Here is an 18,396-nt window from a genome sequence, read left to right as displayed (position 1 = left end):
CCCGGGCGGGAGCAGGTCCGATGACGCTCGTCGCAGGAGTCGACACCTCCACCCAGGCCTGCAAGGTGGTGGTCCGGGACGCGGCGACCGGAGAGCTCGTCCGGTCCGGGCGGGCGTCGCACCCCGCCGGCACCGAGGTCGACCCCCGCGCCTGGGAAGGCGCCTTCCGCGCCGCGGCAGCGGAGGCGGGCGGCCTCGACGACGTCGACGCCCTCGCCGTCGGGGGTCAGCAGCACGGGATGGTCTGCCTGGACGAGCAGGGCGAGGTCGTCCGGGACGCGCTGCTGTGGAACGACGTGCGGTCGGCCCCCGCCGCCGCCGAGCTCATCCGGGAACTCGGGGACGGCGACGAGGACGCCGGCCGTCGAGCCTGGGCCGACGCCGTCGGGCTGGTGCCGGTCGCCTCCTTCACCGCGACCAAGCTGCGCTGGCTGGCCGACGCCGAACCCGGCAACGCCGACCGCACCGCCGCCGTCTGCCTGCCCCACGACTGGCTGACCTGGCGGCTGCGGGCCGACCGCGACCTCGCCGCGCTGGTGACCGACCGCGGCGACGCCAGCGGCACCGCCTACTGGTCGGCGCGCACCGGCGAGTACCGCCTCGACCTGCTCGAGCGGGCCATGCGCGGGCGGCTCCCGGCGGTCCCCCGCGTCGCCGGCCCCGCCGAGGGCGTCGGCACCCTCGCCGGCGGCCGCGCCGTCCTCGGCCCCGGCACCGGCGACAACGCCGCAGCGGCGCTCGGCCTGGCGGCGCGGCCCGGCGACGTCGTCGTCTCCATCGGCACCTCCGGCGTCGTGTCGGCGGTGACCCCCACGGCGGTCGCCGACGTGACCGGCACCGTGGCCGGGTTCGCCGACGCCACCGGCAACCACCTGCCGCTGGTGGCCACGCTCAACGCCGCCCGGGTGCTCGACGCCGCCACGGCCCTGCTCGGGGTCGACCACGCGACCCTCTCGGAGCTGGCGCTCTCGGCCCCCTCCGGCGCCGACGGCCTCGTGCTCGTGCCCTACCTGGAGGGCGAGCGGACGCCCAACCTCCCCGACGCGACCGGCGCCGTCCACGGCCTCACGCTGCGCACCTCCACGCCGGCGCACTTCGCCCGCGCCGCCGTCGAGGGGTTGCTCTGCGGGCTGGCCGACGGCATCGAGGCCGTCGTCGCCCAGGGCGTGGACGTGCAGCGGGTGCTGCTCATCGGCGGCGCCGCCCGTTCCGAGGCCGTGCAGCAGCTGGCCCCGGGGATCTTCGGCCGGCCGGTCCTCGTGCCGCCGCCCGGCGAGTACGTCGCCGACGGCGCCGCCCGGCAGGCCGCCTGGGTGCTCTCCGGCGCCGACACCCCGCCCGAGTGGGCGCAGCCGGGGCTCCGGGAGTTCGACGCCCCGGCGGCCACCCACGTCCGGGAGCGCTACGCCGAGGTGCGCGGCCGCACGGACGGCCAGTAGAAGGACCTCCCTGCCCCCCACCACTCGCTGCGCTCGCGGTGGGTCCCTGCAGGGAGGCCGTTCCAGCACGTCACCACGCTCCCGGCGAGCCCCTGCAGGGAGGCCGTTCCAGCACGTCACCACGCTCCCGGCGAGTCCCTGCGGGGAGGCCGTTCCAGCACGTCACCGGGTCGACCTCGCGGTGCGCGGCGGGGTGGGGGCGTGCGGCGAGGACGACGGCGGTCAGAACGCGCCGAGCAGTGCGGCGAGCTCGGCGGGGTGGGTCTGCACGGTCATGTGCGCCGCACCCGGCAGCTCCACCAGCCGGCCGTGCGGCGCGGCGGCAGCCACCCGCTCGGCCCAGTCGTGGGGGCAGAGCGCGTCGCGGTCCCCGCGCACCACGACCACCGGCGCCGTGACCCCCGCCAGCCGGCCCTCGATCGCGTCGGGTGACGCCGACCGCCACAGGGAGCTCATCGCGCGCGGCCCCGTGCGCAGCCACTGCCGGAGGATCAACGGCACCTGCCACCACGGCTCGGCGAGGGCGGTCCGCACCCAGCGCGCCGCGAGCACCCGGAACCGGCGCATCCGCGGGTCGGTGGTCGGCCCGCACAGCAGGACGCCCACCACCCGGGGGTCGTGCGCGGCCGCCGCCACCACCTGGCAGCTCTGCGAGTGCCCGACCAGGACCACGGGCCCCGCGGGCAGTGCCTCGACGAGCCCGCGCGCCAGGTCGTCGACCGACGGCACCGGTGCGCGCCGCCCCATCCCCGGCAGGACGACGACGTCGACCGCAACTTCCGCGCGCAACCTGACCGCGGAACGTTCATCCAGGCCCAGACCGGGAACGAGAACGACGGACACCGATCGCGGCACCCGGATGGTCTACCGGGACCGCGGTCGACCCGCGAGCCGACCGAGGTCGACACGCTGTGACGTGCATCTCCCGGGGTGCTCCCGACCGGCACGGGGGCAAGTGGAAGGATGAAAACATCATGACGACATCACCAGCGCAGGCGTCCGCCCCGATCGACTCCCCCGGTGGCCGGCCTCGCGTCGTCATCGTCGGCTCCGGCTTCGGCGGCCTCTTCGCCGCGCAGGCCCTCAAGAAGGCCCCGGTCGACGTCACGCTGATCGGCAAGACCGCCCAGCACCTGTTCCAGCCGCTGCTCTACCAGGTGGCCACCGGCATCCTCTCCGAGGGCGAGATCGCGCCCGCCACCCGCGAGATCCTGCGCCGGCAGAAGAACGCGCGCGTCGTCCTCGGCGAGGTCACCGACATCGACGTCGCCGCCCGCACGGTCACCTCCGAGATCCTCGGCCGGAAGCTCGTCCACCCCTACGACGAGCTGATCGTCGCCGCGGGCGCCGGGCAGTCCTACTTCGGCAACGACCAGTTCGCCGAGTTCGCGCCCGGCATGAAGAGCATCGACGACGCCCTCGAGCTCCGCGGCCGGATCTTCGGCGCGTTCGAGCTCGCCGAGATCGCGAAGGACCCGGCCGAGGTCGACCGGCTGCTCACCTTCGTGGTCGTCGGCGCCGGGCCCACCGGGGTCGAGATGGCCGGGCAGATCGCCGAGCTGGCGCGCCGCACCCTGCGCCGCGACTTCCGCAACATCAACCCGACGGGCGCGCGGGTCATCCTGCTCGACGCCGCCCCGGCGGTGCTGCCCTCGTTCGGCGAGAAGCTCGGCGAGGCCGCCCGGCGGCAGCTCAACGACATCGGCGTCGAGGTGCAGCTGGGCGCGATGGTCACCGACGTCGACGCCGACGGCCTCGAGGTCAAGGACACCGACGGCCAGGTCCGCCGCATCCAGGCGGCGACCAAGATCTGGGCCGCGGGCGTGCAGGCCAGCGGGCTGGGCCGGATCCTCGGCGAGCAGACCGGGGCCGAGGTCGACCGCGCCGGCCGGATCTCGGTGCAGCCCGACCTCACCCTGCCGGGTCACCCGGAGATCCACGTGGTCGGCGACATGATGGCCCTGGGCAAGCTCCCCGGCGTCGCCCAGGTCGCCATCCAGGGTGGCCGCTACGCCGCCGAGGCGATCGAGCGGCGGGCCACCGGCAAGCAGCCGCAGAAGCCGTTCGAGTACTTCGACAAGGGCTCGATGGCCACCATCTCCCGGTTCTCGGCGGTCGCCGACATCGGGAAGTTCAAGTTCAGCGGCTTCATCGCCTGGGTGCTGTGGCTGGTCGTGCACCTCATGTACATCGTCGGGTTCAAGAGCCGCATCACGACGGTGCTGCACTGGATGGTCAGCTTCCTCGGCCGGGGCCGCTCCGAGCGGGTGGCCACCCAGCAGCAGGTCTACGGCCGGCTGGCCCTGGAGCAGCTGGGCCCCAACTGGGAGGTGTCCAAGACCGGCGGCCCCAAGGACGTCGACCCCTCGGACGAGGACGTCACCCAGCGCGACTCCGCCTGAGCCACCGCACCGGCGCGGGGCCCGGGTCCTCGCGCCGGTGCGTAACGGCCCGGGAACGGGTAGGCGCGCCCCGTGACGCAACGGGGACAGGCGAGCGCAGCACGATCGCAGGCACCTCTCTGGGTGTGGCCCGCGGCCAGCGCCGTGGTGGCCGCGGCCGCCGGGTGGGCCCTGGGCATGGTGGAACCCCGCGGCGGGTTCCTCGCCGCCCTCTGGCCGGCCGACACCAGCGCCGCCGGCACGCTCCTGCAGCTGGTGGCCACGGCCGCGGTCACCATCGCCACCCTGACCTTCAGCATCACGATCGTGGCGCTGCAGCTCGCCTCGCAGCAGTTCTCGCCCCGGCTGCTGCGCGACTTCGTCCGCGACGGGGTCACCAAGCGCGTCCTCTCGGTGCTGACCGCCACCTTCGTGTTCGCCGTCACCGGGCTGCGCGGCATCAACAGCTCCCAGCCGGTGCCGACGCTGGTGTGCCTCGTCGCTGCCCTGCTCGGCATCGCCTGCGTCGGCGGCCTGCTCGCCTTCATCAGCCACATGGTGCGCATGCTGCGGGTCGACACCATGATGACGCGGGTCCACGACGACGCGCGGCGGGCGATCGAGACGTTCTACGGGCCCTACACCGGCCACGGGCAGCGGTCCCCGGACGAGCTGGACCTGGAGACCAGCGCGGGGCGGCTGGTGAGCGCCGACCGCAGCGGGTTCGTCGAGGTGGTCGACACCGACACGTTGGTCGACGCCGCCCGCGACCACGACGCCGTCGTCCGCGTCGAGGTCCGTCCCGGCGACATGATCACCATGGGGAGCCCGATCGCGACGACCTGGGGCGGGGGCGAGGACCTGGGTGGCGTCGTCCGGGCGGCCGTCGTCCTGAACAACGAGCGGACGATCGACCAGGACGCCGCGTTCGGGTTCCGCCAGCTCGAGGACATCGCCGTGAAGGCGATGTCCCCCAGCATCAACGACCCGGTGACGGCGGCGACGGCGATCGGTCACATGGGCGACCTGCTGGTCCGGCTCACCGGCCGGCACCTCGGACCGACCCTGCACGCCGACGGCGACGGCGTCGGCCGGGCGATCGTCCCCGACCGGGACATCCGGTACTACCTGGACCTGACGTGCGGCCAGGTGGCCCGGTTCGGCGGGAGCGAGCCGACGCTGATCACCGCCCTGCTGCGGATGCTCCGCGACGTCGCCGTCGCCTGCCGGGACGACGAGCAGCGCGCCGAGGTGGAGCGAGCCGCCGACCTGGTCGCCGGGGAGCTGTCCTCGGACTGGAGCCGGACGGACGCCGACGGCGTCCGTCTGCACCGCGACCAGGTCACCGCGGCCCTCGACGGGCGGATCGCCGACGCCTTCGCCGACCGCGCCGGGGTGACCCGCTCGATGTGAGCCGGGCTCAGGCCGTGCCCAGCCACCAGTCCAGCGCCGTCACCACGCCGTCCGGCCGCACCACGTGCCCGCCGTCGAACTCGTCGTAGGTGACCTCGTAACCCGACGCGTCGAACGCCGTCGCCAGGCGGCGGCCGCAGCGGTCCACCGGCAGCACCCGGTCACCGGTGCCGTGGGTGATCCACAGCCGCGGTGCCCCCACCTGCGCCGGCGGGTGCGCGAAACCCGGGGAGAAGGCGAGGACGGCGTCGAACAGGTCGCCGTTGGCAGGGCCGACGGAGAGCGCGTAGGAGGCGCCGTCGGAGAACCCGCCGACCGCGCGGCGGGAGACCGGCGCCCGCTCGGCCACCTGCGCGAGGGCGGCGTCCAGAACGGCGACGTCCCGGCCCAGCCGCCCGGTGATCAGGTCCCAGGTGGACGCGCCCGAGCGCGGCGCGAGGACGAGGACGCCGCGCCCGGCGGCGGCCGCGCCCACCGCGGCGAGGCTCTGCGCCGGGGTCCCGCCGGCGCCGTGGAAGAACACCAGCAGCGGGCGCGGGACCGGCTCACCCGGCGGGACGGCGAGCAGCGCCTCCGCTCCCCCGCCGAGGTCCAGCGCGTGCACCCCGGCCGGCCAGGCCTCGCCCGGCGGCGTGGCCGTCGGGCGGCTGACCAGGCGGCCGGTCGCGGCGGCGGCGGGGTCGCTCACGCGTCGAACGCCCCGACCGGCACGTGCTCGTCGGCCCGCTCGAGGTGCAGCGGCTGCAGCGGCGTCGTGTCGTCGAGGTGGAGGAACGCGTCGTAGCGCTCGCCGAGGACCGTGGGCACGTAGTTGCCCCACTTCTCCCGCTCGGGCCGGTAGACGACGCCGATGGCCCGGTGGTCCAGCCGCCGGTCCAGCCACTCCGGCCGCTCCCCGCGCGGGAAGACGAGGAGCGCGTCCTCCCCGAGGGCGTCGTGCAGCAGGGCCTCCAGGCTGCCGGGCCGGGCCGGGGGAACCGTCATCCGCTCCATCTGCGCGCCCCACTGCCGCCCCGCGACCACGCCGCCGCGGTAGCCGCCGAACCCCACGAGGACGACGTCGTCGACGCCGTGCCGCTCGCGCAGCAGCTGCCCGACGTTCGTCATCCCGGCCGCGGCCATGTCGGTCGCCCGGGCGTCGCCGATGTGGGTGTTGTGCTCCCAGACGACGGCCTTCGGGCCGGCATGGTCCAGGAGCCGGTCGAGGGTGTCGACCATGTGCACGTCGCGGACGTTCCACGACTCCGCGGAGCCCCGCACCATGGCGCGGTAGTAGCGCTCGGCGCCCACCACCACGGCGGCGTTCTGCTCGGCGGCGAAGCGCGCGTCGGCCCCGGTGGCGGCCTCGGCGTCGCCCCGCCGCTCGCACAGCGCCCGCAGCAGGTCGACGGCGGCCTGCTCGCAGGACGTGGGCGCGAGCCGGCTGGCGAAGGCGTACTCCGCGCCGTCCTCGCCGAAGGGCTCGAAGCAGGCCAGCGCCTGCTTGGCCTGGTCGACGTGACCGGGCTCGTGCTCGGCGAGCCAGTCCACCAGCGCGTGCATCGAGTCCCACAGGCTGTAGACGTCGATGCCGTAGAAGCCGACGCGGCGCTCCTCGGGCAGCCCGGCGTTGTGGTCGCGCAGCCAGCGGCAGAAGTCGACGACGTCGTCGTTGGCCCACATCCAGGTGGGCCAGCGGGCGAAGGCGTCGAGGGCATCGCGGGGGTCCTCGTCGGCGCCGGCCCGCAGCCGCACGCTGCGGTCCACCCGGTAGCAGTCGGGCCAGTCGCCCTCGACCGCCACCAGGTCGAAGCCGAGCTCCTCGACCAGCCGCCGGGTCAGCGCCGCCCGCCACGCGTAGTACTCGTGGGTGCCGTGGCTGGCCTCGCCGATGGCCACGATCCGGGCGTCGCCGACCCGCTCGAGGAGGGGGTCGAGGTCGGCAGGGGCGCGCAGCGGCCGGGCGAGCTCGCGGATCGGGGCGTGCCCTGGACCTCTCATCGCCGGCTCCCTTCGTGCACGACGGCGGCGGCCACCTCCCGGAGGTCGCCGGTGCGCCGCCAGACGGACCGTTGCCGGTCGGCGGAGGTACCCCGCGCGAAGAGCCGGTCAACCAGGTCGCGCACCTCCCCTTCCTCCCCGCGGTCGGCCAGGTCGTCGGCGAGCTCGGCGAGCAGCCCGTCGACCGCGACGCGGGGGTCGACCAGCACCCCGGCGACCGGGTCGAACAGCGATCCGGAGAGGCCGTCCCGCGCGGCCCGCCAGCGCGCCGCGCGCAGCAGTTCCGATCGCGGCTGCTCGAAGGGCTCGTCGCGCCGCGCACGGGCGACGAGGACGCGGACCAGCGAGGCGGCGAGCGCGGCGTGCAGCACGGCGTCGTCGAGGTCGGTGCAGACGTCGGCCAGCCGGAACTCCACGGTGGGCAGGTGCGCCGAGGGCCGCAGGTCCCAGTACAGGTGGGAGGCGTCCTCGATGACGCCGGCGGCGACCAACCCGTCGACGACCGCCCGGAAGCGGTCCGCGGACCCCAACGGCTCGGGGATGCCGGTGTGCGGCCAGCGGCCCCACCACAGCGTCCGGTAGCTCTCGTAGCCGGTGTCCCCGCCGTCGTGGAACGGGGAGCTGCCGGTCATCGCCAGCAGCACCGGCAGGTACACCCGCGCCCGGTCGAGGACGGCGATCGCCGTGTCCAGGTCGGGGACGCCGACGTGCACGTGGCAGCCGCAGATGTCCTGGCGCTGGGCGAGCCCGGCCCACCGCCGCACCATGGCCTCGTACCGCGGCTCCGGGGTGATGACCTGCTCGCGCCAGCCGGCCCACGGGTGCGTGGAGGCCGCGAGGAGCGCGGCCCCGGCGCCGCCCGCCGCGGCCTGCGCCTCCGCCCGGGTGCCGGCCAGCGCGCTCCGCAGCTCGCCCAGGGTGCGGCAGATGCCGGTGGCCGTCTCCAGCTGGGTGGTGGTGATCTCGGCGTGCACCCGCTCGCCGAACTCGTGCCGCGCGGCGGCGCGGACGAGCTCCGGCCTCGGGGCCAGCGCGAACGACTCGGGGTCGACGAGGTGGAACTCCTCCTCCACCCCGACGGTGGCGCCCGCGGCACCCGGACGACCGGCGGTGGACTGCACACGCTCTCCTGTCCCGGGCTGGACCCCTGGGCGCACCGTACGGCCCCGGCGACGCCGCCGCACCCCGCTGCACCCCGCCGGACCGGCGTGACGGCACCACCCGGACGGGTCGTTCCCCCTCCCCCTCGGGCGCGCAGCCGGGCTCGCCCCGCAGGATGGAGGGGTCGACCTCGGGGGGAGGACGCGGAGGAACTGGGTGCACACCGGACCACGGACGGCCGCGACCCTGCTGGCGGTGGTCTACGGCATCAGCGGTCTCCTCTGCTGGTTCGGCGCCGCGGCGCCGATGGACGACGCCACACCCGTCGGGCTGCTGTGGGCCCTCGGAGGGCTCGGCCTGACCGCGGGCGCGGTGCTGCGGTCGACCGCCGGCCGTGTGCGGCCGTGGCTGCTGCACGCCGGCGTCGCCCTCCTCTCCGTGCTCATCGGCGTGGTCGCGTGGCGCTCGGCGACCGCCGTGGGCGTGGTCGGCCTCGGGCCGGCGCTGATCGCGGTGAGCCTGTACGCCGCGCACTTCCTGCCGCTGCCCGCCGCCCGGGTGCACGGCGCGATCGCGGTCCTCTGCGGCAGCGCCGGTGCCTGGGCCGCCGCCCCCTCGGACTTCCTGTCGGCGTGGGTCGCCGTCGTCGTCTCGGTGGTCGCGCTCACCGAGGTGCAGGGCCGGCTGGCCCGGCAGCTGCGCCGGGCCGCGAGCACCGACCCGCTCACCGGCGTGGCCAACCGCCGCGCCTGGGAGGAGCAGGCGTCCGGGCACCTGTCGCGGGCGGCGCGCACCGGTGAGCCGCTGAGCTTCGCGATCCTGGACCTGGACGACTTCAAGGAGGTCAACGACCGCGAGGGGCACCGCGCCGGCGACGACCTCCTCCGCGAGCTCACCGCCGGCTGGCGCCGCCGGCTGCGGCGGGCCGACCTGCTCGGCCGCTACGGCGGCGACGAGTTCGTGCTGTGCCTGCCGGCGACCGACGAGGCCGCCGCGTGGGAGCTGATGGTCGCCCTGGCGGGCACGCACCCCTTCACCTGGACCGCCGGGGTCACCACGGCCCGGCCGGGAGAGGAGCTCGCGACCGTGCTGGCCCGCGCCGACGCCCAGCTCTACCGGCGCAAGCGCGACCGGCTCAGCTGAGTTCCCGGCGCGCGGTCGCGGTCAGCCGCGGCGCCAGTCGTCGGCCGCCAGGTGGGACCCGGCCATGGGGCCCATCTGCAGCATCCCGCCGTCCACCGCCCACGACGCCCCGGTGACGTAGCCGGCCGCCGGCGAGGCCAGGAAGGCGACCACCGCGGCGACCTCCCGGGCGTCGCCGGGCCGGCGCAGCGGGACGCCGGGGCGCTCGTGGCCGGGTGCGGTCGGGTCGTCGTCCTCCTGACCGGTCATGGGGGTGGCGATCTCGCCGGGCGCGACGGAGTTGACGGTGATCCCGTGCTCGGCGAGCTCCAGGGCGGCGACCTTCGTGAGCAGGCCCAGCCCGCCCTTGGCGGCGCAGTAGCCGGCCGCGCCGACGCGCGGGGCGTGCTCGTGCACGCTGGTGATGTTGACGATCCGCCCGCCCTCGCCGGCGGCGACCATGCGTCGGGCGGCGCGCTGGAGGCACAGGAACGCGCCGTCGAGGTCGGTGGCCAGCACCTCGCGCCAGGTCGCGAACTCCAGGTCCAGCAGCGGGGTCGAGTGGCCGGTGCCGGCGTCGTTGACCAGCACGTCGACGCCGCCGAGCGCGTCGGCCAGCTCGTCGACGACGTCGGCGGCGCCGGGGAGCCGGGTGAGGTCGAGGTGGCGCACCTCGGCGCGCCGGCCGAGGGCCCGCACCTGCTCGGCGGTCGCCTCGCCGGCCGCCCGGTCGCGGTACCAGGTGATGCCCACGTCGCAGCTCTGCTCCGCGAGGGCGAGCGCGATCGCCCGCCCGATGCCCGACTCCGACCCCGTGACGAGGGCGACCCGCCCGCTGCTCCCGGCCATGCCGGCGACGCTAACGATCCCGTGACAGCCCCGCACCGCGACGCGTCCGGCGACCGCGCCGGGTAGGAGACCGGCATGGCCGCCAACGGATCCCTGCTCGCCCGGCTCCTGCTCGCGCTCGCCGCCGTCCTCCTCACCACCACCGGGTGCGTCGCCGTGGAGACCTCGCCCTCGCCCGGCGCCGGGACCGCGTCCGCACCCGAACCCGACGAGCCGCCGTCGGCCGAGGACGGCGACCCCGCCGCCCGGATGGCCCGCGACGTCTTCGACCGGGTGAACGACGAGCGCGCGGCGCGGGACCTGCCGCCGCTGGAGTGGGACGAGGGGCTGGCGACCGTGGCGCGGGCGTGGAGCGAGGAGATGGCCGGCGCCGGCGGGATCTCGCACCAGGACCTGGGTGAGGTGCTCGGCCGGAACGAGCTGGAGGGCTTCACCGGGGTCGGGGAGAACGTCTTCACCGCGTCCGGCCCGGTGTCCGCCGGAACGGCGCACGTCGGGTGGATGCGCTCGGACGGCCACCGGGTGAACGTGCTCAACCCCGGCTGGAACCGCATCGGCATCGGCTTCTTCTGCGCCCCCGACGGCTCGGTGTGGGCGACGCAGCAGTTCGGCCGCACGGCCGGCGCCGACCGCCCCGAGGTCAGCGACGAGACGCCGCCGGAGCAGCCGATCGCTCGACCGGAGGAGGACGGCCCGAGCTGTGGTTGAGGCCCGCGAGAGGGTCCGTCGACTCCGGGAACGGCTGGGGAAGGGCTACCGGCGGGTGCCCCGCCGGGTCCGGCGGTTCGTGGCCTGGCTGCGCAGCCCGGAGTTCCTCACCACCAGCGCGAGCCTGGCCTTCTACGCGATGGTCTCCCTGCCGCCCATGGTGCTGCTGGGGTTCTGGGTCGCCGGTCTGGTGGTCGACGACTCCGCGCTGCAGGACCTCGGGACCCAGGTGGAGGACCAGGCGCCGGACCAGCTCCCGGTGGCCGACGTGCTGCGCGCCCTGATCGACGTGGCGTCGACGACCGGGCCCGTGGCGGCCGTCGCGGCGGTCTGGCCGGCGACCACCTACGGCGCCGCCCTGGCCCGGGCGTTCAGCGCCGTCGCACCCGAGACCGAGCGGCGGATCCGCGGCTGGAAGGGGCGGCTGCTGGCGCTGGCGATCATCGCCGTGCTCCCCGTCGTGGTGTTCTCGGGGCTGGCCTCGCTCTACCTGGTGCCGCGGCTGCTGGGCTCGGGTCCGGCCCTGCGGATCACCCTGGGTCTGGGCGTGCTGCTGCTCCTGGGCCTCGTCATCGGGCTCATCTACACGCTGTTCCGCCTCTGGGAGGCCCGGGTCGTCGACGTCGTCGTCGGCGCCGCCACCGCCACCGGGCTGGTGGCCGCCACCACCGGCGGCTACCTCGTCTACCTGGAGTTCGCCGACTTCACCGCCCGCTACGGGGCGACGGCACTGGCGACAGCGGTGCTGCTCGGCCTCTGGCTGCTGCTGGGCAACGCGGCCCTGATCGCCGGGTACCGCGTGATGGCCCGCCGGGTGCACGCCCGGCGCGCCGCAGGAGCCGACGCCGGCCCCGTCAGCCGGCCGCCCGGGCGAACCGCTGGGCCCACTCGGCCAGCAGGGTCGGCAGCTCCGGGGGCGACTCGACGGTGAACCCGGTCCCGACCGTGCCGAGCGCGAAGGCGGCCCAGCCCAGCTGGTCGGTCTCCATGCGGACCCGGCAGGCCCGGTCCCCGTCGTCCTCGACCGCCGCCCAGGTGCCGATGCGCGGCCGGACCACCGCGGCCGGGGCGTCCACCCGGGCCACGACGGTGAACGACCCGGTGCGCGTGTCCGCGCCGGCCCGGACGAACGCCTCGGGGCTCTCGGCCGGCAGCCGGCGGGGCGCGAAGCGGGCGCCGGTCGGCCGGGGCGCGGTCACCCGGTCGAGGCGGAAGCTGCGCCAGTCCCCCCGCCCGGTGTCGTGGGCGACGAGGTACCAACGGCGGCCCAGGGCCACCAGGGCCGAGGGCTCGACGAGCCGCTCGGTGCGCGCACCGGCCGCGTCGGTGTAGCCGAAGGCGAGCCGCTCGGTGTCCCGGCAGGCCTCGGCGACCGTGGTCAGCACCCCCGGGTCCACGAGCGGCCCCCCGCCCCACGCCCCCCGGGTCGTCACGCGGTCGAGCGCCTCGGCCCGGCGGCGCAGTCGCGCCGGCAGCACCTGCACCACCTTCGTGAGGGCCCGCACCGACGCCTCCCCCATGCCTGCGACCGCCGTCTGCGCGGCCGCCTGCAGCCCGACGGTCAGCGCGACGGCCTCGTCGTCGTCGAGCACCAGCGGTGGCAGCACCGCGCCCGGTGCCAGCCGGTACCCGCCGCCGACACCCGGGCGCGCCTCCACCGGGTAGCCGATCTCGCGCAGCCGCTCGACGTCCCGCCGCAGGGTCCGGAGCGAGACCCCGAGCCGGTCGCACAGGTCGGTACCGGACCACTGGCGTCGGGTCTGCATGAGGGAGAGCAGTCGCAGGGTGCGGTTCCCGGTGTCGGCCACGGGTGCAGATCCTCCTCGATCGAGGCCGGAAAGTGGCACCGATGGCCCCTACCGTCACACCTGACCGCCCCACCCGACGGAAGGAACCTCCCGATGACCGACAGCTCCCTCAGCCCCGAGCGCGCCGACCTGCTGGAGACCCTCGCCGCGCACCGGTACTTCCTGCGCCGCACCGTGCAGGGGCTCAGCGACGAGCAGGCGCGGCAGCGGACGACCGCGAGCGAGCTGACGCTCGGCGGCCTGGTCAAGCACGTGGCCGCGACCGAGGCCGGCTGGGCCCGCTTCGTCGTGGAGGGCACCCAGGCCATGGCCGCGCCGGCCGACGCGGCCGGCGTCGCGGACTGGCAGGACGGCTTCCGGCTGCTGCCGGGTGAGACGCTCGCCGGCGTGCTCGCCGACTACGCCGAGGTGGCCCGGCGCACCGACGACCTGGTGCGCACGCTGCCCGACCTGGACGTCTCGCACCCCCTGCCGGAGGCGCCGTGGTTCCCGCCGGGCGCCACCCGGTCGGCGCGGCGGGTGTTCCTGCACATCGTCGCCGAGACCGCCCAGCACGCTGGCCACGCCGACATCCTGCGGGAGTCCCTGGACGGCCAGAAGACGATGGGCTGAGCCGCTCAGGTGCCCGGCCTGGCGACGGCGGCCGGGCTCTGCAGGACCGGTCCTCGGAACCTCCGCGCGACGTCGGGCGGATGCGGGCAGTCCGGCGCCCCCACCGGCAGGAGTTCGGTACCGGCGGCTCCGGTCAGCCGGTCCGGCTCTCCCGGTCGTAGTTGCGGCCGAGGAACTGCGGCACCCGCGCCCAGCGGAAGGCGAAGATCATGACGACGAGGGTCGCCACGTAGGGGATCACCAGGAGCAGCTGCCCCGGGATGTCGGTCCCTGCGATCTCCGTGCGCAGGGCGACCACCTCCATCGCGGCGAAGAACAGGGCTCCCGCCACGATGAACTGCGGGCGCCAGCCGCCGAAGAAGGTGAGCGCGATCGCCAGCCACCCCCGGCCACCCACGATGCCCTCGGTGAAGGTGCCGGTGTAGATCAGCGGCAGGAACGCTCCGGCGATGCCCATGAGGGCGCCGCCGGCCGTCGTCGTCCACAGCCGGGTGCGGACGACGGCGATGCCGAGGCTGTCGGCCGCCCGCGGGTTCTCCCCGACCGATCGCAGGTCGAGCCCGGCCCTGGTCCGGTAGAGGAAGAAGTAGAGCGCCACGGCGAGCACCCCGGCGAAGTACACCAGCGCGTTGTGCGAGAAGAAGACCGTGCCCAGGACGGGGATGTCGCTGAGCAGCGGGATCTCCAGCCGCGGCAGGGTGTCGGTGCGCGGAGTGGTCGCGGTCTGGCCGATCACCACCCGGTAGAGGAGCCCGGCCAGCCCGGTGGCGGCGAAGAACAGCGCCAGACCGACCACGAACTGGTCCAGTCGCAGGATGGTCGTCGCCCACCCGAGCGCGAAGCCGAAGACGGCGCCCACCCCCGCGGCGAGCAGGATGCCGAGGGTGCTGCTGTCCGTGGCGAAGCTGATCAGGAACCCGACCGAGGCGCCCAGCAGCATGATGCCTTCCTGGGAGACGCTGAAGACGCCGGCCAGCCCACCCAGCATGGTGCCCAGCGACGCCAGCAGGTACGGGACCATCGCGATCACCGTGAGCTGGGCCAGGGACGTGAACTCGGTCATGCGACTCTCCTCGCCAGACGGGCTGCGATCACGTCGGAGAGCAGCAGGAAGATCAGGATCAGGGCCTCGATGATCAGGACCATCTCGGCCGGGACGCCGACGGTGCGCTGCATCGAGCTCGCGCCGACCTCGAGGATCGCGATGCCGAAGGCGACCACGGGCACCCAGAGGGCGCTGCCGCGGGCGATCAGCCCGATGATGATGCCGAGCAGCAGGAAGTTGGCCTGCATGCCCTCGATGGCCCGGCCGTGCACACCGACGACCTCGAGGGCGCCGGCCAGGCCGCCCAGCGCGCCGCCGATGATCAGCGCGACGACGGCGATCTTCTCCACCCGGATGCCGTTGATCGCCGCCGCGCGCGGGTTGGTACCGGCCGCCCGCAGCTCGAAGCCCGCGGGGGTGCCCCGGGTGACCACGATCGTCGCCAGCGAGACGAGCACGGCGAGCAGGATGCCCGCGTGCACGCCGGGCGGCCCGCCGATGTCGGGCAGCAGCGCGCCGGCGCCGACGCGCTGGGTGGCCGCCACGCCCGCGGCCGGGTCGGACCAGATCTCGGTCGCGGCGTAGTCGACCACCTGGAAGGCGACGAAGTTGAGCAGGACGGTGCTGAGGATCTCGTTGACCCCGAACCGGCCCATGAGGAACGCCGCGATCCCGGCCCAGACCGCGCCCGCCAGCACACCGGCGACGATCGCCAGCGGCAGGAGGGCGGCGGCCGGCAGACCGGCGTAGACGATCCCGACACCGGCCGACGCGGTCGCGCCGACCAGGAGCTGGCCCTCACCGCCGATGTTGAACCGGCCGACGGCCAGCGGGATCGTGAAGGCGAGGGCCAGCAGCGTGAGCGGAACCCACTTGGTCAGGGTCTCGGTGAAGCCGAACCCGGTCCGGAAGGACGTCGTGAGGATGGTCCGGAAGGCCCCGCCGACGTCGTAGCCGAGCGCGGCGATGACGATCCCGGAGACCGCGAAGGCGGCCGCCAGGGCGAGCACGTAGGGCAGCAGGCCGCGCAACAGGCGGGCGAGCAGGCTGGGCGCCGCCGGTGCGACGGCGTCCGGCTCGGTGAGCACGGGGCTGGTCATGCGGTCTCCTGGACGCCGGCCATGAGGCGGCCCAGCGCGTATGCGTCGTAATCGCCGCGCCGGCGTTCGCCGACGATCCGGCCCGAGTAGAGGACCACCATCCGGTCGGCCAGCAGGCTGAGCTCGTCGAGGTCCTCGGAGATCAGCACCACCGCGCACCCGCGGTCGCGTGCCTCGTTGACGCGGTCGTAGACGAACCGGGCCGACCGCAGGTCCAGGCCGCGGGTCGGGTTCTGCAGGACCAGGACCGAGGGCTCCCGGTCGAACGCCCGCGCCAGCACCAGCCGCTGGATGTTGCCGCCGGAGAGGTTGCCGGCCGGCGCATCGGGCCCGGGGGTCTTGATGGTGTACCGCTCGATCGTCTGCAGGGCGTGCTCGCGCACCCGCCGCCACTGGATCAGGCCACCGCGGCGGTGCGCCGGGTTGCGTTGGGAGCCCAGCAGCAGGTTGTCGGTGACCGAGGCGGCGCCGAGGATGCCGTCGCGGTGCCGGTCCTCCGGCACGTAGGCGACGCCGGCGTCCAGCCAGTGCCGGGTCGGCCGGCCGGCCAGGCCGGTGCCGCCGATCCGCACCTCGCCCGAGTGCACCGGGCGGACCCCCGCCAGCGCCTCGGCGAGCTCGACCTGCCCGTTGCCGGCCACGCCGGCGACACCGACGACCTCCCCCGCTGCGACGCCGAAGTCCACCCCGTGCAAGGCCGGCACGCCCTGGTCGTTGTGCACCACCAGGCCGGAGACCTGCAGCAGGGTGGCGGACCCGGCCGTGGTCCCCGCGTGGTGCTCGACCGGCTCGGCGCCGACCGCGCCGAGCCCCAGGGCCGCGGCCAGGTCGGAGGACGGCTCGGCGAGCTCGCCCACCATGAGCGAGGCCAGCCCGTTCGCGTCGGTGTCGGCGCGGCGCACCGTGGTCATCCGGCGGCCGTCGCGCATCACCGAGATGCGGTCGCAGATGGCCAGCACCTCGCGGACCTTGTGCGAGATGAACACGATGCTGGTGCCCTCGGCGACGATCTCGCGCAGGGACGCGAACAGGTCGTCGACCTCCTGCGGCGTGAGGTTGGTCGTCGGCTCGTCGAGGATGACCACCCGCGCGCCGCGATACAGCACCTTGAGGATCTCCACCCGCTGCCGGGCGCCCACCGAGAGGCGGTCGGTCCGCTGCCGGGGGTCGACCGCGAGGCCGAACCGGTCGGACAGCTCCGACACCCGGGCGGCGGCGTTGCGCAGGCCGCCGGACCTGCCGCTCGTGCCCAGCACCACGTTCTCGACCACCGAGTAGGTCGACACCTGCAGCAAGTGCTGGTGGACCATGCCGATGCCCAGCTCGATGGCGTCGCGGGGCGAGCGGATCTGCACCGGGCGGCCGTCCACCCGGATCTCGCCCGCATCCGCCCGGTAGAGCCCGTAGAGGACGTTCATCAGCGTGGTCTTGCCCGCGCCGTTGCCGCCGACCAGGCCGTGCACCTCGCCGGGAGCGAGTTCGAAGTCGGCGTCCACGAGGGCGCGGACCGGTCCGAAGGACTTGCTGATCCCCGTCATCGTGAGGGGCCGGGCCTGGTCGGGGCCTGCGCCCCCGACCAGGCCGGTGGTTGCCGGGCCGCTCATTCGACCGGCGTCACGTCACGGTCGACCTCGACCTCACCGGCCGAGAGCTGCTCGAGGACCGTGTTCACCTGCTCCAGCACGGCCGGGTCGACGTTCTGTGGGTCCTGCAGCGAGATGCCCTGGTCGTAGGTCATCCCGAGGTAGCCGCCCGTCTCCCCCTCCTCGACCGAGGTCAGGATCTCGTCGAGCATGACCTCGAAGTCGTACAGCACCGAGGTCAGGTAGTGCTCGGGGGCGAGGTTGGACTTGTCGGTGTACTTCGCGGTCATGAGGGCCCCGGGCGGGCCGTCGCCGACCGCCTCGAACGCCCCCACGACGCCGAGGTTCAGCGACGTGAGGATGACGTCGTTGCCGGCGGCGAGGAGTTGGCTGGTGAACTGCTGCGCCCGCGTCGGGTCGTTGAAGTCACCGGTCCACACCGCCGTCAGGTCGGCATCCGAGCCGGTGTCCTCGAGGGCCTGCTCCACGGCGTGCACCTCGGAGTAGGAGAAGGGCAGGGTGACCCCGCCCAGGTAGGCGATCTGGCCGGTCTGCGAGGCGGCGGCGGCCAGCACCCCGAGCGGGTAGAAGGCCAGGTGGAAGTTCCGGTCGAGGACCCAGACGTTGTCCGGCACGTCGGCGGGCTCGGTGTCCTGCTCGGCGATGAAGACGACGTCGGGGGCCTCGGCGGCGACCGCGACCGTGGCGTCGTAGAACTGGCTGCCGTGCGTCCAGATGACGTTGTAGCCGTCGGCCACGTACTCGCGCAGGACGCGCTCGGCGTCGGGCACCTGGACGCTCTCCGAGTAGGTCGTCTCGGCGCCGTGCTCCTCCTCGGCGGCCTCCAGGGCCTGCAGGCCGAGGAACGTGTAGTCCGCGTCGGTCGTCACGCCGGAGAAGACGGCGGCGATCCGGGGCGCCTCACCGCCGCCGGTCGCACCCCCGCCCCCGGCCCCGGCGTCACCGGCTCCGCCTCCGCAGGCGCTGACGGTGAGCAGCATCGCGGCGCCGAGGGCGCTCGCGGACAGTCGGGCGGATCGCATGGACGACACCATCCTCGGGATCGGTGGACGTAGGAAGAGACACTTACCTCAGCGCTAAGGTGTGGCCCAGGGCACAGCCTGCACCGCAACGCAATCGAGATCGAGCTCCCCGCCCCCGCGCGGCGTGGCGGATCCACCTGGAGCAGGGCGGGCAAGGGCACGCTAGGTGCCCGGCGTGACCGACCTGTGGCGGGAACGTTTCCGGCTGTGAC

The 18,396-nt window shown here is 74.9% G+C and carries 17 protein-coding genes; 7 read left to right on the top strand and 10 right to left on the bottom strand.

From position 1 onward, the window contains the following. The first annotated feature begins 20 nt into the window (after positions 1-20). A complete protein-coding gene (locus tag ACI794_RS11055; RefSeq protein WP_456603150.1) occupies positions 21-1,439 on the top strand; it encodes a xylulokinase in 1,419 nt (472 codons plus the stop codon). Positions 1,440-1,661: 222 nt separating this feature from the next. Here the strand turns inward: ACI794_RS11055 and ACI794_RS11050 are convergent, their stop codons facing one another. Continuing rightward, a complete protein-coding gene (locus tag ACI794_RS11050) occupies positions 1,662-2,282 on the bottom strand; it encodes an alpha/beta fold hydrolase (RefSeq protein WP_456603149.1) in 621 nt (206 codons plus the stop codon). Between the two features lie 131 nt (positions 2,283-2,413). Between ACI794_RS11050 and ACI794_RS11045 the strand changes: the two genes are divergently transcribed. Then, a complete protein-coding gene (locus tag ACI794_RS11045) occupies positions 2,414-3,841 on the top strand; it encodes an NAD(P)/FAD-dependent oxidoreductase (protein WP_456603148.1) in 1,428 nt (475 codons plus the stop codon). Between the two features lie 123 nt (positions 3,842-3,964). Continuing rightward, positions 3,965-5,233, top strand: a complete 1,269-nt coding sequence (locus tag ACI794_RS11040; protein ID WP_456616370.1) for a DUF2254 domain-containing protein — start codon at positions 3,965-3,967, stop codon at positions 5,231-5,233. Between the two features lie 7 nt (positions 5,234-5,240). Here ACI794_RS11040 and ACI794_RS11035 read toward each other — a convergent pair whose 3' ends face one another. Genes ACI794_RS11035 through ACI794_RS11025 form a run of 3 tightly spaced genes read right to left on the bottom strand, consistent with a single transcriptional unit; the run spans position 5,241 to position 8,334 of the window. Next, positions 5,241-5,921 (bottom strand): alpha/beta hydrolase, encoded by a 681-nt coding sequence (locus ACI794_RS11035; RefSeq protein WP_456616369.1) that lies wholly within the window; start codon positions 5,919-5,921, stop codon positions 5,241-5,243. After that, positions 5,918-7,213: an erythromycin esterase family protein gene (locus ACI794_RS11030; RefSeq protein WP_456603145.1), complete on the bottom strand. Its 1,296-nt coding sequence runs from the start codon at positions 7,211-7,213 to the stop codon at positions 5,918-5,920. The genes ACI794_RS11035 and ACI794_RS11030 overlap by 4 nt, the downstream gene beginning before the upstream one ends. Further along, the gene (locus ACI794_RS11025) at positions 7,210-8,334 is read right to left on the bottom strand and encodes a carboxylate-amine ligase (RefSeq protein WP_456616368.1); all 1,125 of its coding nucleotides are present in this window, start codon (positions 8,332-8,334) and stop codon (positions 7,210-7,212) included. The genes ACI794_RS11030 and ACI794_RS11025 overlap by 4 nt, the downstream gene beginning before the upstream one ends. 196 nt (positions 8,335-8,530) lie before the next feature. On the opposite strand from ACI794_RS11025, the gene ACI794_RS11020 reads away from it, so the two are divergent. After that, positions 8,531-9,457, top strand: coding sequence for a GGDEF domain-containing protein (locus ACI794_RS11020; RefSeq protein ID WP_456603143.1), 927 nt, complete (start codon positions 8,531-8,533; stop codon positions 9,455-9,457). Between the two features lie 21 nt (positions 9,458-9,478). Here ACI794_RS11020 and ACI794_RS11015 read toward each other — a convergent pair whose 3' ends face one another. Further along, complete coding sequence (locus tag ACI794_RS11015) at positions 9,479-10,285, bottom strand: SDR family oxidoreductase (RefSeq protein ID WP_456616367.1); 807 nt, start codon at positions 10,283-10,285, stop codon at positions 9,479-9,481. Between the two features lie 75 nt (positions 10,286-10,360). On the opposite strand from ACI794_RS11015, the gene ACI794_RS11010 reads away from it, so the two are divergent. Both ACI794_RS11010 and ACI794_RS11005 read left to right on the top strand, forming a co-directional pair. Beyond that, the gene (locus tag ACI794_RS11010) at positions 10,361-10,993 is read left to right on the top strand and encodes a CAP domain-containing protein (RefSeq protein WP_456603142.1); all 633 of its coding nucleotides are present in this window, start codon (positions 10,361-10,363) and stop codon (positions 10,991-10,993) included. Beyond that, positions 10,986-11,924, top strand: a complete 939-nt coding sequence (locus tag ACI794_RS11005) for a YhjD/YihY/BrkB family envelope integrity protein (RefSeq protein ID WP_456603141.1) — start codon at positions 10,986-10,988, stop codon at positions 11,922-11,924. The genes ACI794_RS11010 and ACI794_RS11005 overlap by 8 nt, the downstream gene beginning before the upstream one ends. On the opposite strand, the gene ACI794_RS11000 is transcribed toward ACI794_RS11005, so the two are convergent. Beyond that, positions 11,848-12,801, bottom strand: a complete 954-nt coding sequence (locus ACI794_RS11000) for a helix-turn-helix transcriptional regulator (RefSeq protein ID WP_456616366.1) — start codon at positions 12,799-12,801, stop codon at positions 11,848-11,850. The two genes, ACI794_RS11005 and ACI794_RS11000, sit on opposite strands and share 77 nt — an antisense overlap. A gap of 93 nt (positions 12,802-12,894) precedes the next feature. Between ACI794_RS11000 and ACI794_RS10995 the strand changes: the two genes are divergently transcribed. Next, positions 12,895-13,413: a DinB family protein gene (locus ACI794_RS10995; RefSeq protein WP_456603139.1), complete on the top strand. Its 519-nt coding sequence runs from the start codon at positions 12,895-12,897 to the stop codon at positions 13,411-13,413. Positions 13,414-13,546: 133 nt separating this feature from the next. Here ACI794_RS10995 and ACI794_RS10990 read toward each other — a convergent pair whose 3' ends face one another. From ACI794_RS10990 to ACI794_RS10975, 4 genes are read right to left on the bottom strand one after another with little or no spacing between them, the layout of a single operon-like run. Next, the gene (locus ACI794_RS10990; protein ID WP_456579977.1) at positions 13,547-14,476 is read right to left on the bottom strand and encodes an ABC transporter permease; all 930 of its coding nucleotides are present in this window, start codon (positions 14,474-14,476) and stop codon (positions 13,547-13,549) included. Then, entirely contained in the window at positions 14,473-15,558 is a 1,086-nt protein-coding gene (locus ACI794_RS10985; protein WP_456603138.1) for an ABC transporter permease, read from the bottom strand. The genes ACI794_RS10990 and ACI794_RS10985 overlap by 4 nt, the downstream gene beginning before the upstream one ends. Continuing rightward, positions 15,555-17,162 (bottom strand): ABC transporter ATP-binding protein, encoded by a 1,608-nt coding sequence (locus ACI794_RS10980; protein WP_456603137.1) that lies wholly within the window; start codon positions 17,160-17,162, stop codon positions 15,555-15,557. Before ACI794_RS10980 ends, ACI794_RS10985 begins: the two co-directional genes overlap by 4 nt. Beyond that, on the bottom strand, positions 17,159-18,184 hold the full coding sequence (locus tag ACI794_RS10975) for a BMP family ABC transporter substrate-binding protein (protein ID WP_456603136.1): 1,026 nt from the start codon (positions 18,182-18,184) through the stop codon (positions 17,159-17,161). The genes ACI794_RS10980 and ACI794_RS10975 overlap by 4 nt, the downstream gene beginning before the upstream one ends. Between the last annotated feature and the right edge of the window lie 212 nt (positions 18,185-18,396).

The organism is Blastococcus sp. SYSU DS0541 (assembly GCF_054050875.1).
This window is presented reverse-complemented; position numbering and strand designations above follow the sequence as displayed.